Genomic DNA, 20,206 nt, shown 5'->3' with positions numbered 1-20,206 from the left:
GGACCTGTGCGGGACGACTCGTCAGCCGGAGGGCGAATCATGCGCTTGAACTGCATCGACATAGAGAATCGAACCGGCCTCCGGAGCCGTGCGTGCTGAGGCGTCATGTTTCTCCACGACCTCCGAACCCAGCAGGGCCCCTGCTCAGAGCACCCGAGTTACGGCCGTGCCCGATGATGTCGCGCAAGTCTTCACGCGGGAGGCGGACGTGCGGATCGAGGTTCGGGACCTCGGGGGAGAAGTCGTCATCGAGGCAAATGCGGCGCAGCCTCAATCTTCCAAACTGGGGCTCCGGGCCATGTTCGTCCCCGGTCAGCCCGCAGCCCCCAACGCACCGGGATCTCATGTCCCGATGGCGAGCGGGAAGGCGCTGCTCAACCTCGGCAGTTTGCGGCTTGCTTCCTCTTCATCGCGGACGTCCCAACGCTCGCCGGCGGGGTGTCGGGGCTCCGCATCACTACTCGCCCGGGCCTTCACGGCGTCATAGAACGCATCGCCGCAGTCGCCGGATTCTCCTGCCACCAGCTCATGGGCTTCCAGCGCAACGTAATCGAGCGACTCCCATCCCGGCCAAGCACCGCCCCACTCGCTCCGAGGAAGCCCCACCAGACGCCGGACCTCAGGCGTGCGGGCCAGGGCGTCAGGATCGGCCACCGCGCGTTCGAAAGCCTCGCGCCCCAGCCCCACCATCCAGAGACCGAAATAGCAGAAGCCGTCGTCCGAACACCAACCGCCGAAGATCCGCTCTGCGGCTGCCACCAGATCCCAAGTGAACGCATCCGCAGTCACCTGATTCAGGCATACCTGAAACTCCACGATCTCCGCCGGTGACCTCTGCGCCAACTCGCCGCGCAGCCACTCAAGCCGATCATCCTGACTCAGGGCTTGCTGTCGGCACGCCTCGATGAGAGTCCAGAAGGGATCAACGTCCACGTGGGCACTTTGCCAGGCGCCTCTGACAAGACCTGTCGGGGCCTGCCCCTGAATCGTGCAGTCCTTCCCAGGCGTCGTGCCCCTGGCGTGCCCGATCGCACGGGAAACCGCGGGGAACTACGGTGCCATCGAGCACGAAGAAGGGGCGCCCCCGTGTCTTGGGGCACCCCTTCTGTCCAGCGCCTTCGCCGGCCATTGCGGAGAGTGTGGGATTTGAACCCACGGTGACATCGCTGCCACGACGGTTTTCAAGATCGTGTATTAGCTTTGGACCGGAGCCCGACGCTCGTATCCGAGGATGTCGTGGACCCAACGATCGAAGTACTCGGCTTCGGCCTGTTGGTCACCCTCGATGGTCAGCCACTCACGGGCCGCCGTGACCATGTGCGCCTCAGCTTGATCCGTTTCCGTGGGCCGGAGCTCGACCCAATCCGTCAGCGCACCCCAGATGAGATGCAGCGAAATGCCTGCTTCGTCTCCGTCAGGCCCAGGCCACTCACCCATAGCGAGACGCCAAATCTCCAACGTCCGGTCGTACGGTGAAGCATCGCCCTCCAGCATGGCCGCCGCTTGCGCTCTGACCGCTACGCGAAACGCCTCGGAGTCCTCCATGCCTAGAGAGTAGGTGACGTGATCCCCTAGCTTGCACGGCAGAAAATCGCGTAGAAGCCACACCGCTACACCTCAGCCCGGGCCGTCTCTGGGCCGTCCGACGTAGCCAACGACGACAGATGACGACAGTCGCCGACGGCCCTTCCCCTGCTCAGGGGCGGTGCTCCGATCACCGGCGCAGGTGCTCATCCCCGAACGTCAGTTGTGGAAGAACTGATCTCGCTGCGGTACAGGGTGGGACGTAAAGTCGGCGCGTGACGTGCGAGCGTGGGGAGACAGGCTCTCCCGGCTGGGTCTACAGCTGGGCCGACGGTACAGGCCTGCTCGGGATGGACAAGCCAGCGGAAGTAGATGCGGCTTTTGACCGCGGGGAGCCTCACGTCGGAGTAGCCGTGATCGGCCTTGCCCTCAATCACTCCGATCCCCTTGCCATCCTTCCCAGGGTCGCCCGCGCTCTCCGCTCGGACTCGGAAGAGCTGCGCCGGCAGGGCACGATCGCTCTAGCGCACGTTGCACGTCTGCACCGCACGGTCGATGCCGAGTGCCTGGCCCTCTTGCGAGCCCGCACCAGGGGCAACGAAGCCGACGACGATCTCTGGTCGTTTGTCCCGCACCGTCACTTGCCGGTCTGGCTCTGGCGTCACCACCTGCCCCAGTACGTGAAGTGGCTACTCTGGAGCCGTTGGCGATCTTGACAGCCCGGCACGCGCCCGACCGCGATGGAGTTCCCTGGACCGTGCCACTCTCGTGCCAGAACGGTCGGGGCCTCACGGGGAACCAGGGTGCGCAAGGGTACGTGCTGCCAGACTCCGCCCAGGACAAGGAACCCCAGGTCAGGACCAGAACCGCCCCACCTCGCTCCTAAAGCGGGTGTCGCCCTGCAAGTTGAACACCGTCGCGGGGCCGTCCCTGGGCCGTGGGAGGTGGACCAGTGCTGACCAACGTTGACAACCAGTGACGGCATCAACGCTGGTCAGCGGGCCGTTCCGTCCGAAGCTGCAGCTCAGTTAGGCAGCGGCTCAGTAGACCGATATGTGCACGTGGTCGAAGTGGTTCTGCGTGATGGATCCGCGGTCCTCCATCAGCTTCCAGCCCTGCTGCGGGAGCCGGCTGGACCAGATGTGCTGTTCGTAGATGACGTACCAGATGCCGTATTCGTCCGCGTGCTCGCGGACCCAGGCCACGATGTCCTCGCCCAGGGCGTCGGGCTTGCCGGTGGCCTTCTCGCCGGCGGGCATGAGCATGAAGTCGCAGGCGCGGCCCAGGGGGTGTTCGCCGCCGCCGGCGATGCCGCCCTCCTCGCGGTAGCAGCCAGGGGCGCCCTTGAGACCGCGGGGGCCGAACTCCTTGACGACGGCGTCGCGGACGGTCTCCATGCGGGCGGTGATGTGCTGCGGCCCCCGGGGTTGCTCCTTCGGCCAGTTGGCCGCGCGGACCTGCGCGGAGAGCGTGGGCCACGCTATGGCGGCCAGTGCGAGGCCGCCGATCAGCAGCAGCCCGAATATGGTGCGCCGCCGGCCGCGACGCGCGGTGTCCCGCCCCCTGGTGGTGTTCATCGCAAGCCAGAACGCGCGACGGTGGCCGGAAGTGCCCGCTTGAACGCGGTGCGACGGTGACGCGAACGACACCCCGCCCGGGGTCGTCCCCGGGCACGCGAGCGTACGCTCCTGCGTTGACCCGGCAGACACGGACCAGCCCAGGAGGCACAGCACCGATGGCCACAGGCATGACGACGGACGAAGAGCGCGGCGAGCGGATCCTCGAGGTCTTCGGCACCGCGTTCGGGGAGCTGCTGGCCGCCGATCCGGCCGCGTTCCGGGTCAAGTTCCGCAAGATGGCGGCGTCGGCGTTCGCCTTCTACCGGGGCACCGCGTGCCTTTACTACGCCGACCTGGCCGACGCCGAGGACGGCAGCCCGTTCCTGGACGAGCGCACGTCCCGGGTGTGGATCCACGGCGACCTGCACGCCGAGAACTTCGGCACGTACCTGGACGCCAACGGCCGCCTGATCTTCAACGTCAACGACTTCGACGAGGCCTACGTCGGCCCGTTCACCTGGGACCTGCAGCGCTTCGCCGCCTCCGTAGCCCTGATCGGCTACGGCAAGGCCCTGGCCGACGACGTGATCTCCGGCCTGGTGCGCAGCTACGCCACGGCCTACCGCGGGCGGATCCGCGCCCTCGCCCGGGGCGAGGCGGTCCCGTCGCTGACGCTGGACTCCGCGCAGGGCCCGCTGCTGGACGCGCTGCGCCACGCCCGCTCGCAGACCCGGTTCGGGCTGCTGGACTCGATGACGGAGATCCGTGCCTGGGACCGCCGCTTCACCGCGGGAGGTGGCGCCGTGGAACTGGACGGCGGCACCCGCGAGAAGGTGCTGCGGGCCTTCGAGGCGTACCTGGACACGCTGCCGGAGACCAGCCGGATCAACCCGGACAGCCACCGGGTCAAGGACGTCGTGGGCCGGCGCGGCGTGGGCATCGGCAGCGCGGGCCTGCCCTCGTACAACATCCTCCTCGAGGGCCACACCGACGCCCTGGAGAACGACGTCGTGATCTACATGAAGCAGGGGCAGACCCCGGCGGTCTCCCGGCACATCACGGACCCGGCGGTGCGCGCGTACTTCCGCCACGAGGGTCACCGCACCGTGATCTCGCAGCGCGCGCTGCAGGCGCACGCCGACCCGTTCCTGGGCTGGACCGAGCTGGACGGCGTCGGCCAGCTGGTCGCCGAGGTGTCGCCTTACGCGGTGGACCTGGACTGGTCGGACATCGACGACCCGGAGCAGATCGAGGGCGTCGTCGCGGACCTCGGCCGGGCCACCGCCGGGATGCACGCGGCGGCGGACGACGAGAGCGGGCACTCGCTGGTGCCGTTCTCCACTGAGGACGCCATCGACGCGGCCATCGCGCGGGACGAGGAGGGCTTCACCGAGTCGCTGGTGGAGTTCGCCCACTCCTACGGCGCCCGGGCCCGCGCCGACCATCAGGTCTTCGTGGACCTGTTCCGCAACGGCCGCATCCCGGGGCTGTGATCCCGGGCCCTTGTTCCGGGGTTTAGGCATTGCTTACCCACCGGCATGGCACACTCTGCGCCATGGAAGGGACCGGACCCCGGCTGAGGGCACTGCGCGCGGGATGCTTCGCCGCGCTGTGCGTGACGCTGTCCGCGACCGCCCACATCATGCTCTCGCGGGAGCCCCTGCCGATGACGACCACGGCGGGGGCCTTCGCGGCCGTCTTCGCGGTCGCGTACGCGCTCGGCCGCCGCGAGCGCGGCTACTGGCCGATCGCCGGCCTGCTCGTCCCGCTGGAACTGGCCGTCGACACGCTGTTCACCGCGGGCCGGCACACCTGTTACGGCCCCGGCGGCGGGCCCGTCACCGGCTCGTGGCGCTCGATCAACGAGGTGCTGGTCTGCCACGGTGACGTCGGCGGCTCGCTCGCCGCCACGGCGCCGCAAGGGTCCGGCCCCACCACCTCCCCGTGGCTGCTGCTCCTGGCGCACGTCTGCGTCGGCCTGGTCGCCGCCGGGTGGCTGCGGTGTGGTGAGGACGCGCTGCACCGCCTGCTGCGCGCCGCCTTCCGGCCGCTGCTCGTCGCGGTGGCCGTCTTCCGGGCGGCCGGGCCGCTCGGCACCACCCGCCCCGGAGCGGCCGGGCCCGCGGCCGCCGCGCCGCCGCTGCCCCTGCTCCTGCACTCCGTCCTACGGCGAGGGCCGCCCGCCCGCCTCGGCTTCCGCTGAGCACGGCGCACCATCCCTCACCCACGTACGTACGAGTCGGAGATCACATCATCATGAGCAAGCGGAACAGCCAGGCCGCCAAGAACGCCGCCCGCGAGCGGCTGCGCGCGGAGCGCGAGCGGCAGCAGAAGCGGGAGCGGCTGCGGCGGCAGTTCTTCGTCGTCGGCGGCGTGCTGGGCGTGCTGGCGCTCGGCGCCGGCATAGCCGTGGCCGTCGTCAAGATGAACGCGCCGGGCTATTGGGAGAAGGCCGCGGAGAAGCCGCTGGTGAAGCCCGCCAACTCCTCGGGCAAGGACGGCACGTCGATCGTCATCGGCGACGAGAACGCCAAGCACACGCTGAAGGTGTACGAGGACCTGCGCTGCCCGGTGTGCGCGCAGTTCGAGCAGACCTCGGGCGAGACCGTCCAGAAGGACGCCAAGGACGGCAAGTACAAGATCTCCTACACCATGGGCGCCTTCCTCGACAACAGCCTCGGCCAGGGCCAGGGCTCGAAGAAGGCGCTGAGTGCGCTGGGCGCCGCCCTGAACGTCAGCAAGGAGGCGTTCGTCGACTACCACACGCTGCTGTACTCCAAGGACGTCCACCCCGAGGAGACCAAGGACGACTTCGGCAGCGCCGACAAGCTGATCGAACTGGCGCAGAAGGTCGACGCGCTCAAGGGCAACAAGACCTTCGAGAACGCGGTCCGCAACGGCACCTACGACAAGTGGGCGCTGACCATGGACAAGCAGTTCAGCGCCGACGGTGTCAACGCGACGCCGACCGTGAAGCTCGACGACAAGCCCATCGAGAGCGTGCAGGCGATGACCCCCGATCAGTACACGGCCGCGGTCGACCAGATCATCGGCAAGGGCTAGCACCGGCTCGCGGGTCCGCCCGCCCTCCGGTCCCCGGCGACATGCCGGGGACCGGGGGGCGAAGTCGTCCTGAACTCTTGTGCATTCTGGTCCGGAAAGGGGTTACTGGCGCGTAATCTGACCGCCCGTGACCGAGACCTCTGCACCCTTACAGACCTCATCGAGAACACCGAGCCGCCGTTCGGTCGTCAAGGCCGGCGCCGTCGTGACCGGTGCCGCGCTGATACCGCTGGCCGCGGGCGCCGCCCCCGCCACCGCCGCCGTGGCCCCCTCCTTCCTGCACGGCGTCGCCTCCGGTGACCCGCTGCCGGACGGCGTGCTGCTGTGGACGCGGGTGACCCCCGTGCCGGAGGCCGTCCCGGGTTCCGGGCTGGGCCCGGCGACCGAGGTGAGCTGGACCGTCGCCAGGGACAAGGCGTTCACCTCCGTCGTGGCGACCGGCACGGCGGCCACCACCGCCGCCTTTGACCACACCGTCAAGGCCGACGTGCGCGGGCTGCAGCCCGCCACGGACTACTGGTACCGCTTCACCGCCGGCGGCGTGACCTCGCCGGCCGGCCGTACCCGCACCGCGCCCGCCGACAATGCCACCGCCGACCGGCTGCGCCTCGGCGTGGTCTCCTGCGCCAACTGGGAGGCCGGGTACTTCTCCTCGTACCGGCACCTGGCCGCCCGCGGCGACCTGGACGCCTGGCTGCACCTGGGCGACTACCTCTACGAGTACGCCACCGGTGGCTACGCGGCCCGCGGCACCGTCGTCCGCCCGCACGCGCCCGCCCACGAGATCGTCACGCTGGCCGACTACCGCACCCGGCACGGCCGCTACAAGACCGACGGCGACCTGCAGGCGCTGCACGCCGCGGCCCCGGTCGTGGCGATCTGGGACGACCACGAGTTCGCCAACGACGCCTGGTCCGGCGGCGCGGAGAACCACACCGAGGGCGCCGAGGGCGCCTGGACGGCCCGGGTGGCCGCCGCCAAGCAGGCCTACTTCGAGTGGATGCCGGTGCGCCCCTCGGTCGCCGGCACCACCTACCGCCGCCTGCGCTTCGGCAAGCTCGCCGACCTGTCCCTGCTCGACCTGCGCTCCTTCCGCTCCCAGCAGGCCTCGCTCGGCAGCGGCTCGGTGGACGACCCGGACCGTACGATCACCGGACGGGCCCAGCTGGACTGGCTGAAGACCGGCCTGAAGGCTTCGGACACCACCTGGCGGCTGATCGGCAACTCGGTGATGATCTCGCCGGTCGCCTTCGGAGCGCTGCCGGACCACCTGCTGGCCCCGCTGGCGAAGCTGCTCGGCCTGCCCGCCGAGGGCCTGGCGGTCAACGTCGACCAGTGGGACGGCTACACCGACGACCGCCGCGAGCTCCTCGCCCACCTGCGGGACAACGGCATCCGCAACACGGTCTTCCTGACCGGCGACATCCACATGGCGTGGGCGAACGACGTCCCGGTGAAGGCGGCTACCTACCCGCTGTCGGCCTCGGCCGCCACCGAGTTCGTGGTCACCTCGGTCACCTCCGACAACCTGGACGACATCCTCAAGGTCGCCCCGGACACCGTCTCCACGGTCGCCGAGGCCGCCGTGAAGGCCGCCAACCGCCATGTGAAGTGGCTGGACATGGACTCCCACGGCTACGGCGTGCTGGACATCACCGGCGAGCGGGCGCAGATGGACTACTACGCGCTCTCCGACCGTACCGACCCGAACGCCTCGTCGACCTGGGAGCGTTCGTACCGCACCCGGTCGGGCACGCAGAAGGTCGAGCGGGTCTACTCGCCGGTACGCTGAGCCTCCCGAACGGCGATTTCCGGCCACCCCCCTCGTCATGCGGGGAGCGGCCGTCGGGGGCGGGCGGTGGGGAGACCCTCGGGTCCGAATCCGGACACACCGCCCGCCCCGCGTTCCGGCGCCGTCGCGCCGGCCGCCGCGGACCCTCAAGGGCCCTTCGTTGTCCAGGGTCCGCCAATGAGCCGGAAGGAGGCTGCACCGGTTCTGGCATGGACACATAGCCTCCGGGCGGTGCTCAACGCCGCCTACGCCGGACAGTGCACCGGCAACGTCGACTCCGGCTTCCGGTTCTCGCTGGCGGCGACGGACTACACCGACAAGGCGGCCTGGTACGACCTGACCGAGGGCTCGTCGGCCGAGACCGCGATGGAGACCGCTCTCCGCAAGGGCGGCGCGAGCGCGCTCAACATCTACTCGGCCAACCTCCAGGAGGACCTGCTCGGCTGGGCCACCTTCCCGAGCTGGTACGCGGGCAACCCCGAGGACGACGGCGTCGTCATCCTCGACGCGTCCGTGCCCGGCGGTTCCGCCACCAACTACAACCAGGGCGACACCGCCACCCACGAGGTCGGGCACTGGATGGGCCTGTACCACACCTTCCAGGGCGGCTGCAGCGCCAACGGCGACTACGTCTCCGACACGCCCGCCGAGAAGACCGCCGCCGGCGCCTGCCCGACCGGCCGCGACACCTGCACGGCCAGTGGGGTGGACCCGATCCACAACTTCATGGACTACACCTACGACTCTTGCATGTACCAGTTCACCGCCGGCCAGGTGAGCCGCATGAAGAGCTCGTGGACCGCCTACCGGGCCGGCTGACGCCACCGTCCGCGGCCGGCCGGTCACGGGGCCGGCCGGCCGCGGCGGGACGTGCGGGAATGGCTTCGGCTGTCGGACCCCCGGCGTAGGATTCCCAACGCCGCCAGATGACGACCGATGCCGGAGGTGTCGCTTCCCGTGACCACGCCGTTCACCCACCTGCATGTCCACACCCAGTACTCCCTGCTCGACGGGGCGGCACGGCTCAAGGACATGTTCAAGGCCTGCGGTGAGATGGGCATGACGCACATCGCCATGACCGACCACGGCAACCTGCACGGGGCGTACGACTTCTTCCACCAGGCCAGGGGTGCCGGGATCACGCCGATCATCGGCATCGAGGCGTATGTGGCGCCGGAGTCCCGGCGCAACAAGCGGAAGATCCTCTGGGGCCAGCCGCACCAGAAGCGCGACGACGTCTCCGCCTCCGGTTCCTACCTGCACAAGACCATCTGGGCGGCGAACGCGACGGGACTGCACAACCTCTTCCGGCTCTCCTCCGACGCCTACGCCGAGGGCTGGCTGACCAAGTACCCGCGCATGGACAAGGAGACCATCGCGCAGTGGTCGGAGGGCCTGATGGCCTCCACCGGCTGCCCCTCGGGCGAGGTGCAGACCCGGCTCCGCCTCGGCCAGTTCGACGAGGCGCTGAAGGCCGCCGCCGAGTACCAGGAGATCTTCGGCAAGGAGCGGTACTTCCTGGAGCTGATGGACCACGGCATCGAGATCGAGCGCCGGGTCCGCGACGGGCTGCTGGAGATCGGCAAGAAGCTCGGCATCCCCCCGGTCGTCACCAACGACTCGCACTACACCTACGCGCACGAGGCCGAGGCCCACGACGCCCTGCTGTGCATCCAGACCGGTAAGAACGTCTCCGACCCGGACCGCTTCCGCTTCGACGGCACCGGCTACTACCTGAAGACGACGGACGAGATGTTCGCCGTCGACTCCTCCGACGCCTGGCAGGAGGGCTGCCGCAACACCACGCTGCTCGTCGCGCAGCAGGTGGACACCGACGGCATGTTCCAGGCGCGGAACCTGATGCCCCGCTTCGAGGTCCCCGAGGGCTACACCGAGGTCACCTGGTTCCGCGAGGAGACCATGCGCGGCATGCAGCGCCGCTACCCGGGGGGCATTCCGGACGACCGCATGAAGCAGGTCGAGTACGAGATGGACACCATCATCCAGATGGGGTTCCCGGGCTACTTCCTCGTCGTCGCCGACTTCATCATGTGGGCCAAGAACAACGGCATCGCCGTCGGCCCCGGCCGAGGCTCCGCGGCCGGCTCGATCGTCGCGTACGCCATGGGCATCACCGACCTCGACCCGATCGACCACGGCCTGATCTTCGAGCGCTTCCTCAACCCCGAGCGCATCTCCATGCCCGATGTCGACATCGACTTCGACGAGCGCCGGCGCGCCGAGGTGATCCGGTACGTCACCGAGAAGTACGGCGCCGACAAGGTCGCCATGATCGGCACCTACGGCACCATCAAGGCCAAGAACGCGATCAAGGACTCGGCCCGCGTCCTGGGCTACCCGTACGCGGTCGGCGACCGCCTCACCAAGGCGATGCCCGCCGACGTCCTCGGCAAGGGCATCCCGCTCTCCGGCATCACCGACCCCGCGCACCCGCGCTACAGCGAGGCCGGCGAGATCCGCTCGATGTACGAGAACGAGCCCGACGCGAAGAAGGTCATCGACCTCGCTCGCGGCGTGGAGGGCCTGGTCCGGCAGATGGGCGTGCACGCCGCCGGCGTGATCATGTCCAGCGAGCCGATCGTCGACCACGCCCCGGTCTGGGTGCGGCACTCCGACGGCGTCACCATCACGCAGTGGGACTACCCGAGCTGCGAGTCGCTCGGCCTGCTGAAGATGGACTTCCTGGGCCTGCGCAACCTCACGATCATGGACGACGCCGTCAAGCTCGTGAAGGCCAACAAGGGCGTCGACATCGAGCTGCTGGCCCTGCCCTTCGACGACCCCAAGACCTTCGACCTGCTCGCCCGCGGCGACACCCTCGGCGTCTTCCAGTTCGACGGCGGTCCCATGCGGTCCCTGCTGCGCATGATGAAGCCCGACAACTTCGAGGACATCTCCGCCGTCTCGGCCCTCTACCGGCCGGGCCCGATGGGCATGAACTCGCACATCAACTACGCCCTGCGCAAGAACAAGCAGCAGGAGATCACCCCGATCCACCCGGAGCTCGAGGCCCCCCTCAAGGAGGTCCTCGACGTCACCTACGGCCTGATCGTGTACCAGGAGCAGGTGCAGAAGGCCGCGCAGATCATCGCCGGTTACTCGCTCGGCGAGGCCGACATCCTCCGCCGCGTCATGGGCAAGAAGAAGCCCGAGGAGCTGGCGAAGAACTTCACCATCTTCCAGGAGGGCGCCCGGAAGAACGGCTACAGCGACGAATCGATCCAGGCGCTGTGGGACGTCCTGGTGCCGTTCGCCGGCTATGCCTTCAACAAGGCACACTCCGCCGCGTACGGCCTGGTCTCCTACTGGACGGCTTATCTCAAGGCCAACTACCCGGCCGAGTACATGGCGGCGCTGCTCACCTCCGTGCGCGACGACAAGGACAAGTCGGCGATCTACCTCAACGAGTGCCGCCGCATGGGCATCAAGGTGCTCCCGCCGAACGTGAACGAGTCGGACGCGAACTTCACCGCGCAGGGCGACGACGTCATCCTGTTCGGCCTCACCGCCGTCCGCAACGTCGGCCAGAACGTGGTGGACTCGATCATCCGCTGCCGCAAGGCCAAGGGGAAGTACACCTCCTTCCCCGACTTCCTCGACAAGGTCGAGGCCGTGGTCTGCAACAAGCGCACCGTCGAGTCGCTCATCAAGGCCGGCGCGTACGACGAGATGGGCCACACCCGCAAGGGCCTCACCGAGCACTACGAATCGATGATCGACAACGTGGTCGCGGTCAAGCGCAAGGAGGCCGAGGGGCAGTTCGACCTCTTCGGCGGGATGGGCGACGACACCGGGGGCGACGAGCCGGGCTTCGGCCTCGACGTCACCTTCTCCGACGTCGAGTGGGACAAGACCTACCTGCTCGCGCAGGAGCGCGAGATGCTCGGCCTGTACGTCTCCGACCACCCGCTCTTCGGCATCGAGCACGTCCTCAACGACAAGGCGGACGCCTCCGTCTCGGCGCTGGCCGGCGACTACGCCGACGGCTCGATCGTCACCATCGGCGGCATCATCTCCGGCCTGCAGCGCAAGATGACCAAGCAGGGCAACGCCTGGGCCATCGCCACCGTCGAGGATCTCGGCGGCTCCATCGACTGCATGTTCTTCCCGGCCACCTACCAGTTGGTCTCGACCCAGCTCGTCGAGGACGCCGTCGTCTTCGTCAAGGGGCGGCTCGACAAGCGCGAGGACGTCCCGCGCCTGGTGGCGATGGAGCTGATGGTCCCCGACCTCACGGACGCCGGGACCAACGCCCCGGTGACGATCTCCATTCCGACGGTGAAGGTGACCCCGCCGCTGGTCGCCCGCCTCGGCGAAGTACTCGCCAGCCACAAGGGGAGCACCGAGGTCCGGGTGCGGCTGCAGGGCGCCCGCAAGACGACGGTGCTGAGGCTCGACCGCCATCGCGTCACTCCCGACCCGGCGCTCTTCGGTGACCTCAAGGCCCTCCTGGGCCCCTCCTGCCTCGCCACCGCCCAGCAACAGGCGGGCTGATCACCCCTCGCGCGAGCGGGGACAACGTGCCGAGGGTGGCACCCCTTCCGGACGGGGTGCCACCCTCGATCATGAGCGACCGGCGCTCGCGCGCTAGTTGTGGCCGAACTTCTTCTGCCGCTTCTGCGACACGTGCGGTTCGGCGCCCGGGGCCGTCATCGCCATCTGCTCGCGTCCGCCTGCGCTCCTCGCGTGCTCTTCGGTGGTCGCGGCGCTGCGGTCGTGGTGCTGGCCGGTACGTTCGCCCCGGTTCTTGTTCTTGCCCACGATTCCTCCTTGGGGGAAATCTCGGATGATGGGCCGCACTCAGGCTTGCACGGGAGTACGAAGGTCGCATTTCGGGCAGTTGCAGGGTGGGGCGCGCCGATGATCGCGTAACCGGTCACAACGCCCCGGTGTTCGGGCAGACTCGGGGCAACAGTGTTACCGGGGGGTCGGACGGCAGGACTTTCGGAAAAGAGGGTGAGACCGATGGACCGCTGCGTCGTCCTCGTGGACGCCGGCTACCTGCTCGGAGCGGCCGCGAGCCTCCTCGCCGGAGAGCCCTCCCGGTCCCGGATCACCGTCGACCACGCCGCGATCGTCGCGGGTCTGCGGGAGCGTGCCGAGCAGGAGACGGGCCAGCCGCTGCTGCGGATCTACTGGTTCGACGGCGCCCCCGACCGTGTCCCCCAACCGGAGCACCGGAGGCTGCGCGTGATGCCCCGGGTGACGGTCCGCCTCGGCGCGCTGACCCGGACCGACGGACGCTGGGCGCAGAAGGGCGTCGACGCGGCCATGCACGCCGAGCTGTCCGAGCTGGCGCGCAACCGCGCCTGCTCCGACGTGGTCCTGGTCACCGGCGACGGCGACCTGCTGCCGGGCATGATGTCGGCGAAGGAGCACGGGGTCGCCGTCCACCTGTGGGCCGTGCAGGCCGCGGACGGCGACTTCAACCAGTCCGAGGATCTGGTCGCCGAGGCCGACGAACGGCGCGTCCTGGACCGGGAGTGGATCACCCGGGCCATCCAGGTGCGCGAGCCCGCAGGGGTCTGCGCGCCCCTCACCCCACGGCCCGAGATCGCCGCCATCCTCTCCGCGCCGCTGCCCGAGTCAGCCCAGGGGGCCGAGCCGCAGCCCGCCGCCGAGCAGCCCGTGGAGCCGGCCGCCGCCGCGCCCCAGGTCGTCACCGCGGACCGCAACGGCACCCGCCCAAGCCCCGGGGTACCCGCCGTGACGACCGGCAAGGGCATGGTGCCCACCCCCAAGGACGTCGCCGGCATCGTCCACCGCGGGCACTCCTCCCCGCACCCGGCCTCCCCGGCCGGCACCGGGGCCACCCTGCGCTGGTCCTCCGACCGGGGGCTGGTCGGCGGCGCCGAGGGCGCCGACGCCGCCCTGCCCACGCTGGCCCAGCTCACCAGCCCCGAACAGCGCTGGGCGGACCGCGAGGAGGACATCACCGCCATCAGCGGCGACCCGTACGAGGTCGGCCAGGTCTTCGCCCGCCGCTGGATCGGCCGGCTCACCGACACGTCCCACCTCCAGGTGCTCTCCGCCGAGTACCCGCGCGTCCCGCACCGCATCGACGGCGAGCTGCTGCGCTACGCCGCCCGGTTCGGGCTGCTGGCCCACAAGGACGACCAGATCGACGAGCACGACCGTTACGCCATCCGGGCGGGGTTCTGGCGCGAGATCGACGCCCGCGCGGTCGTCGCCCGAGCCTCTCCGGGGGAGTGAGCGCGCCCGGACCCGACCCTGCGGCATGTCCCGGCCGGGATGCAGCGTAGGCTCGATCCTCGTGAGTACGGGCACGGAACAGGGCGCCACCGCGCGGACGGCGGTGGTGGTGACCGTGCGCGGGCTGGTGAAGAGCTATCCGGCCGGGCGGGGTCGGCGTGGCGCCGCGAGTTCCCCGGTGCGCGCCAACGACGGCATCGACCTGGACATCCGCGGCGGTGAGATCTTCGGGCTGCTCGGCCCCAACGGCGCCGGGAAGACCACCCTCGTACGCCAGTTGACGGGGCTGCTGCGCCCCGACGCGGGCACCGTCCACCTGCTCGGGCACGACCTCGTCCGGCACCCGGAGCGCGCGGCGCGGCTGGTCGGCTACCTCGGGCAGGAGTCGAGCGCGCTGGACGAGCTGACCGTCGCCCTCGCCGCCGAGACCACCGGACGGTTGCGGGGCCTGGACGCGAGGGCCGCGCGCGCCGAGCGGGACGCCGTCCTGGAGGAACTGGACCTGACAGCCCTCGCCTCGCGGCCCCTGAAGAAGCTGTCGGGCGGGGAGCGGCGGCTCGCCTGCTTCGCCGCCGCCCTGGTGGGTGAGCGGCCGGTGCTCGTGCTGGACGAGCCGACCACCGGCATGGACCCGGTGGCCCGGCGCGCGGTGTGGTCCGCGGTCGACCGGCGGCGCGCCGAACACGGCACGACGGTCCTGCTGGTCACCCACAACGTGATCGAGGCGGAGACCGTGCTCGACCGGGTCGCGGTCATCGACGACGGCCGGGTCATCGCCTGCGACACCCCGGCCGGGCTCAAGGCGCTGGTCGCCGACGAGGTGCGGCTGGACCTGGTGTGGCGGGACGAGCCGCCGCTGGCCGTGCCCGCCGTGGCCGCCCTGCGCGATGGCGCCCGTGTCACCGGGCGGCGCTGGACGCTGCGGCTGCCGCAGCAGCGGGCCCGTGCGGTGGTCGCCGAGCTGACCGGCGGGCCGGCCTTCACCGCGCTCGACGATTTCACCCTGACGGCGCCGAGCCTGGAGGATGTCTACCTGGCGCTCGGCGGCCGCCGGAAGGGACTGGTCAAGGCGTGAACGGCGGCAAGGGCGAGAACGTGACCCTGGACGGGTACCGGTACGTGAACCGGAACGTGGACCTGTACGTGCGCGGCACCGCGCGGTGGGGCGGCGCGCAGTGACGATCCTCTCCGCGGGAGCGGACACCCGGACGGCGGCACCGGCGGCGCCCGCCGCCCCCTTGGACGCGGCGGCGGCGCTCGCCCCGCGCGCCCGGCTGCTGCCGGCGATGGCCGCGGTGTACCGGGCGCAGCTGTCCCGGGCGAAGGTCGCCCGGATCCCGCTGCTGTTCGTGGCGACCTTCCAGTCGTTCGGCATCATGATCATGATGCGTGGTGTCGTCGACGGCGGCCCGGCCGCGCGCGCGGTGGTCGCCGGGTCGAGCGTGCTGGTCGTCGCCTTCGTGGCGCTCAACCTGCTGGCCCAGTACTTCGGGCAGCTGCGCGCTTCCGGCGGGCTCGACCACTACGCCACCCTGCCGGTCCCCCCGGCCGCCGTGGTGCTCGGCGCGGCCGGCGCGTACGCCTCCTTCACCGTGCCGGGGACGCTCGTGACGGCGGGCATCGGCTGTGCGCTCTTCCAGCTGCCGTTCGCCCACCTGTGGATCCTTGCCGCGGTCATCCCTTTGGCGGGGGCCGCCCTGTCCGGGCTCGGCGCGGCGCTCGGGCTGCTCGCGCCGCGGCAGGAGCTGGCCACCCTCGCAGGTCAGCTCGGCATGTCCGCGGCGCTGCTGCTGGGCGTGCTGCCGGCCGGCAACCTCCCGGAGCCCATCGGCTACGTACGGGACCTGCTGCCCTCCACCTACGGCGTGGAGGCCTTCATCCGCAGCTTCGACGCCCGCCCCGACTGGCTGGCGATCACCGCCGACCTGTCGGTGTGCGCGGCCGTGGGGCTGGTGTCGCTGGCGGTGGCCACCTGGGCCTACCGTCGCGCGGCCTGCCGCTGACCCGCGGGTGTGGTGCCGGTGAGGTGCCGGTGACGCGAGCCACGGACGGACCTGGCACGATGGCAGGGTGACCGCACCCCTGACGCCCCATGATCAATGGCCGCCCGCGCCGCTGCCGCCGTTCCCGGAGCGGGACCGCATGGACCCCGTCCGGGAGCTCAAGAACGGTGTGCTGACCGCGGTTCTCGTGGCCGTGGCGGGAGTGGTCCTCGGTCTGCTGTGGCTGTGGCTCGCGCCGCGGATCCCGCTGGTGTCGGACGGCAAGGCGGTCTACCTCAAGGACACCGAGGGGGAGCAGGCGATCGGCGCCGACGGCACCTTCGTGCTGCTCGCGCTCGCCGTCGGGGTGCTGACCGGGGCCGTCGTCTTCTGGCGGAACCGGCGCGGGGGAGTCGGTGTCGTTCTCGGCATGGCCGTGGGCGCCGTACTGGGCTCCGTGCTGGCCTGGCGGCTGGGCACCTGGCTCGGCCCCACCAGCGACCTGATCGCGCACGCCAGGGCGGTCGGCGCGAAGAAGGTGTTCGACGGCCCCTTGGAACTGCAGGCCAAGGGCGCGCTCCTGGCCTGGCCCGTAGGGGCCGTCCTCACCCATCTGCTGCTCACCACGGGCTTCGGCCCGCGCGACGAGCAGCCCCCCGCGGTGCACTGGAACCCGCCGCCCCCGGGCGTCTGACCCGGGGCCCGGGAGTCACGCCGGGCGCCTGCCGTGGTTGGCGTTGCGCTTCTTGATCCGCCACTTGCGCTTGCGGGTGCGCTTGGACATCGGACCTCCCCTGAACCGGCTGGGTCTGCGGGCAGAGTGCGCCCGTACGGCCCCGCCGTCCAGGGGTCAGGCGCGTCCGATCGGAGCGACCACCGCGTCCGTGAGCCGCACCAGGTCCTGCGGCGCCAGCTCGACCTCCAGGCCGCGCTTGCCCGCGGAGACGAAGACCGTGGGGTGTTCCAGCACGGAGGCGTCCACGACGGTGCGCAGCCGCTTGCGCTGCCCCAGCGGGGAGATGCCGCCCCTGACGTAGCCGGTGGTCCGCTCGGCGGCGGCCGGGTCCGCCATGCCGGCGCGCTTCCCTCCGGCCGCGGAGGCCAGCGCTTTGAGGTCCAGCGAGCCCGCCACGGGGACGACGGCGACGGTCAGCGCCCCGTCCACCTCGGCGACGAGGGTCTTGAACACCCGGTCGGGGGAGGTGCCCAGCGCCTGCGCCGCCTCCTCCCCGTAGCCGAGCTCCGAGGCGGGGTCGTGGGCGTAGGCGTGCACGGTGAAGGCGGCGCCCGCCTTCTCCAGGGCGACGGTGGCGGGCGTGCCGCCGGATGGTGACTGCTTCTTCTTGGCCATGTCGCTGTGAGAATACGTCAGTTCGGGCTCGGGACCTGCCGGGTCAGGTCCACGGCGGGCAGGGTGCGGAGCTTGTCGATGACGGCCGCCTCGCGGCGCAGCAGCCCCAGCTCCCGCTCCAGCCGGGCCGCGGTGTCCGGGGCCTCCAGCAGGGTCTGCTTCGCCGGGGTCTCGGCGACGGTGGCGGCGGCCACCAGGTACGACAGCACGGTCGGGTCGTCCGGCAGCTCCTGACTCCCCGCCATGCTCCGCTCCCGCGCTCCGGCCAGCCGCTTCTGGTAGGTGCGGAACGCCCGCGCGACGTCGGCCGCCAGCGCCCCCGACCCGGTGCCGGGCTCCTCCGCGACCTCCTCGACCTCACCGATCAGGTACGGCCCCGTGGAGTCCACCGACAGCAGCCGGAAGCGCGTCGTGCCGGTCGCCACGACGTCGAAGCCGCCGTCCTCGCGCTCCCCGATCGTCGCCGCGTCCGCGGTGCAGCCCAGCGCGTACAGCGCTCCGGACAGGTCCGCCGCGTACCCGGCCGCGGCCTCCACCGCCCCCGCGGGGGCCACTTCGTGGCCGTCCCGGATCGCCACGACGCCGAACCGGCGCGGCGTGTCCTCCGGCAGGGCCAGCAGGTCGCGGAAGAGCGCGCGGTAGCGCTCCTCGAAGACGTTCAGCGGCAGCACGAGCCCCGGGAAGAGGACGGAGCCGAGCGGGAAGAGCGGAAGACGAGCGGTCACGGTCAGCAAGCCTAGGGCCTGCGGCGCCCACCCCCATCGTCGCCCTCGTCCCCCGCCGCCCGTCCTGGCCGGGCGGCGGTCGCGCCTGCGGCGCCCACTTCGTGGAGGACGGCGCACCCGCGGTCATGGCGGCGACCGCGCGCCTCGCCCGGCAGGGCTGTGCCCTCGGCGCCTTCGGCCTCGCCGCCGGCCGGGGCGGCGCGTGCGCGTGCGCCCTGCGGTTCGCGCTGGTGGCGGCGTTCGCCCGGCGGCCTCGCCACGGGGTCCCGGTTGCCGCCGGACGGCGCGTCCGGGGCTGCGCCGCACGCCGCGGCGTCAGCCGCGGCGGAGGAGGCGGGAGGCGCCGGCGGCGACGGTGGTGGCGAGGATCCAGCCGAGCATGGTGAGGGCCGCGGCGGCCCATTGGGTGCTGCCGCCCAGGCGCCACGCGTTGTCCTGGCCGAGGTTGATCACCGGGAGGAGCAGGTCGAGGGCGAACAGGGGGGCGTTCCAGTGGGGGAAGGCGCCGTCGTCGACGGGCTTGGGCTCGCCCTGGACGGTGAAGAAGACCGCGCCGATCGCCCAGAGCAGTGCCATCCATATGGCGGCGCGGCCCGGGCGGTAGCCGTAGCCGACGGTCACGTCCTGCAGATAGCCCCACAGCTTGCCCGCGAGCGGGAGGGTTTCGCGGCGGCGGCGGTGCTTGGCCAGCAGCACCTCGCGGGCGTCGGCGTCCTCGCCGCTCGCACGCAGCGCGGCCGACAGGTGCTCGTACGGCTCGGGGCTGTACTCCGGGGTGGCCGCGGCCAGCCAGTCGATCCGGGCGCGCAGCGGGAAGGCGCCCTCGGGGCTGAGGGAACCGTAGGCGAAGCCGGTCAGGTCGAGGCCGCCGGCCTCGGGCCAGCAGGTGCGGCTGTCGGTGAGGTTGCCCACGCGCGCGCCGGCCAGCGAGATCGTCCCGGACGGCGGCTGGTCCAGGGTGAGCCGCAGTTCGGGCGTCTGGATCCGGCGCAGCGACAGTTGCTGGCCGCCGGTGAGCCGGAACCGCGCCTGGTGGATGATCACCGCGTTGCCGAACCGGCCGTCGTCCAGCCGCACCCCGCCGTCCGAACTGAAGCGCCGGGTGCGCACGCCCAGCGGCGGGGTGCCGCCGCCGGAGCCGCCGGTGCCGACGTATCCCGCGCTGAGGTAGAGGGTGTGCTCCACGGTGACCCGGGCCGCGTTGAGTGCGTAGCGCCCGTACGGGTTGTGCAGCCGGCTGCCGCGCAGGCTGAGGCGGCCGCCGATCCGGGCGCTGCGCAGGCTGATCTCGCCGGTCGCCTCGATCAGCTCGGCCTCGACGTCCTGGGCGACGCTGAGCCCGTCGGCCGCCAGGGCCCGGCCGTGCCGGTCCTTGCGCAGGGTGATCTGGTTGAGCAGCAGGTCCGTGCCGATGTGGGCGTCGGTGAGCCGGATCCCGCCCTCGATCGTGCACTGCGGCAGGTGCAGGTCGCCCGAGGTGTGCAGGCGGGCCGCCTCCAGCCGCGGTATCGCGCAGCGCACCATGCGCAGGGTCGTGAAGTTGCACTCCGCCAGCAGCACCTGCTGCTCGAAGCGGCAGTCGTGCAGCTCCACATACGGCACCACCGTGCCGCCCGAGAGGTTGAGCTGCCCGCTGATCTGGGCCCCGGACAGCTTCACGCACGACACGCGCCCCGACGCGGCCTGCGGCCCGTCGAGCAGCAGCTTGGCGATCACCTCGGCCCGTACCGTCCGGTCCGGGCCCCAGAAGCGGTCCGCGGCCGGGTCGTCCCGCTCGGGGATGCCGGTGCGCAGGTCGTACAGCTCACCCCGGCGGAAGGCCTCCCACAGGCCCTGCTCCACAGCGGTCCAGTCGTGCGGCGGCGCGACGTCCGACGGCTCGGTCACCGGTTTCCCTCCCGTGGCTGGCGACGACGACGGAAACGCTAGCCGGGGCGATCACGGGCCGGGGCCGGTACGCGTATCACGGACTGATA

Annotated in this window: 16 protein-coding genes and 1 pseudogene; 10 read left to right on the top strand and 7 right to left on the bottom strand. The window is 71.1% G+C overall.

The window, feature by feature from the left end:
* Window positions 1-342: 342 nt before the first annotated feature.
* From ACRWNP_RS06120 to ACRWNP_RS06110, 3 genes are all read right to left on the bottom strand, one after another.
* On the bottom strand, window positions 343-933 hold the full coding sequence (locus tag ACRWNP_RS06120; RefSeq protein WP_431959936.1) for a DUF4240 domain-containing protein: 591 nt from the start codon (window positions 931-933) through the stop codon (window positions 343-345).
* A 261-nt stretch (window positions 934-1,194) separates the two neighbouring features.
* Complete coding sequence (locus tag ACRWNP_RS06115) at window positions 1,195-1,545, bottom strand: hypothetical protein (protein ID WP_431959935.1); 351 nt, start codon at window positions 1,543-1,545, stop codon at window positions 1,195-1,197.
* Window positions 1,546-2,564: 1,019 nt separating this feature from the next.
* Window positions 2,565-3,101 (bottom strand): hypothetical protein, encoded by a 537-nt coding sequence (locus ACRWNP_RS06110; protein WP_431959934.1) that lies wholly within the window; start codon window positions 3,099-3,101, stop codon window positions 2,565-2,567.
* A gap of 158 nt (window positions 3,102-3,259) precedes the next feature.
* Between ACRWNP_RS06110 and ACRWNP_RS06105 the strand changes: the two genes are divergently transcribed.
* From ACRWNP_RS06105 to dnaE, 6 genes and pseudogenes are all read left to right on the top strand, one after another.
* Complete coding sequence (locus tag ACRWNP_RS06105; RefSeq protein ID WP_431959933.1) at window positions 3,260-4,576, top strand: DUF2252 domain-containing protein; 1,317 nt, start codon at window positions 3,260-3,262, stop codon at window positions 4,574-4,576.
* A gap of 62 nt (window positions 4,577-4,638) precedes the next feature.
* Window positions 4,639-5,286, top strand: a complete 648-nt coding sequence (locus tag ACRWNP_RS06100) for a hypothetical protein (RefSeq protein WP_431959932.1) — start codon at window positions 4,639-4,641, stop codon at window positions 5,284-5,286.
* 53 nt (window positions 5,287-5,339) lie between these two features.
* A complete protein-coding gene (locus ACRWNP_RS06095; protein ID WP_431959931.1) occupies window positions 5,340-6,146 on the top strand; it encodes a DsbA family protein in 807 nt (268 codons plus the stop codon).
* Between the two features lie 127 nt (window positions 6,147-6,273).
* Complete coding sequence (locus ACRWNP_RS06090) at window positions 6,274-7,938, top strand: alkaline phosphatase D family protein (protein WP_431959930.1); 1,665 nt, start codon at window positions 6,274-6,276, stop codon at window positions 7,936-7,938.
* 228 nt (window positions 7,939-8,166) lie between these two features.
* Window positions 8,167-8,757 (top strand): annotated as a pseudogene (locus ACRWNP_RS06085) (zinc metalloprotease); the annotation flags it as partial.
* Between the two features lie 117 nt (window positions 8,758-8,874).
* Entirely contained in the window at window positions 8,875-12,453 is a 3,579-nt protein-coding gene (dnaE, locus tag ACRWNP_RS06080; RefSeq protein ID WP_431959929.1) for a DNA polymerase III subunit alpha, read from the top strand.
* A gap of 93 nt (window positions 12,454-12,546) precedes the next feature.
* Here dnaE and ACRWNP_RS06075 read toward each other — a convergent pair whose 3' ends face one another.
* Window positions 12,547-12,720, bottom strand: a complete 174-nt coding sequence (locus ACRWNP_RS06075; RefSeq protein WP_431959927.1) for a hypothetical protein — start codon at window positions 12,718-12,720, stop codon at window positions 12,547-12,549.
* Between the two features lie 204 nt (window positions 12,721-12,924).
* On the opposite strand from ACRWNP_RS06075, the gene ACRWNP_RS06070 reads away from it, so the two are divergent.
* From ACRWNP_RS06070 to ACRWNP_RS06055, 4 genes are all read left to right on the top strand, one after another.
* Window positions 12,925-14,172: an NYN domain-containing protein gene (locus ACRWNP_RS06070; RefSeq protein WP_431959926.1), complete on the top strand. Its 1,248-nt coding sequence runs from the start codon at window positions 12,925-12,927 to the stop codon at window positions 14,170-14,172.
* 61 nt (window positions 14,173-14,233) lie between these two features.
* A complete protein-coding gene (locus ACRWNP_RS06065) occupies window positions 14,234-15,247 on the top strand; it encodes an ABC transporter ATP-binding protein (RefSeq protein WP_431959925.1) in 1,014 nt (337 codons plus the stop codon).
* 100 nt (window positions 15,248-15,347) lie between these two features.
* Complete coding sequence (locus ACRWNP_RS06060; RefSeq protein WP_431959924.1) at window positions 15,348-16,175, top strand: ABC transporter permease; 828 nt, start codon at window positions 15,348-15,350, stop codon at window positions 16,173-16,175.
* A 67-nt stretch (window positions 16,176-16,242) separates the two neighbouring features.
* Window positions 16,243-16,848: an ABC transporter permease gene (locus ACRWNP_RS06055; protein ID WP_431959923.1), complete on the top strand. Its 606-nt coding sequence runs from the start codon at window positions 16,243-16,245 to the stop codon at window positions 16,846-16,848.
* Window positions 16,849-17,004: 156 nt separating this feature from the next.
* Here the strand turns inward: ACRWNP_RS06055 and ybaK are convergent, their stop codons facing one another.
* From ybaK to ACRWNP_RS06040, 3 genes are all read right to left on the bottom strand, one after another.
* Window positions 17,005-17,505, bottom strand: coding sequence for a Cys-tRNA(Pro) deacylase (gene ybaK / locus ACRWNP_RS06050; RefSeq protein ID WP_431959922.1), 501 nt, complete (start codon window positions 17,503-17,505; stop codon window positions 17,005-17,007).
* Window positions 17,506-17,522: 17 nt separating this feature from the next.
* On the bottom strand, window positions 17,523-18,239 hold the full coding sequence (locus ACRWNP_RS06045; RefSeq protein ID WP_431959921.1) for an LON peptidase substrate-binding domain-containing protein: 717 nt from the start codon (window positions 18,237-18,239) through the stop codon (window positions 17,523-17,525).
* A 306-nt stretch (window positions 18,240-18,545) separates the two neighbouring features.
* Window positions 18,546-20,117 (bottom strand): oxidoreductase, encoded by a 1,572-nt coding sequence (locus tag ACRWNP_RS06040; RefSeq protein ID WP_431959920.1) that lies wholly within the window; start codon window positions 20,115-20,117, stop codon window positions 18,546-18,548.
* Window positions 20,118-20,206 lie beyond the last annotated feature (89 nt).

Origin of the sequence: Actinacidiphila sp. bgisy160 (assembly GCF_965342435.1) — a bacterium.
In the GTDB taxonomy this organism is placed as follows: Bacteria; Actinomycetota; Actinomycetes; order Streptomycetales; family Streptomycetaceae; genus Actinacidiphila.
Note: the sequence above shows the minus strand (reverse complement) of the source record. Positions and strands in the feature narration are given on the sequence as shown.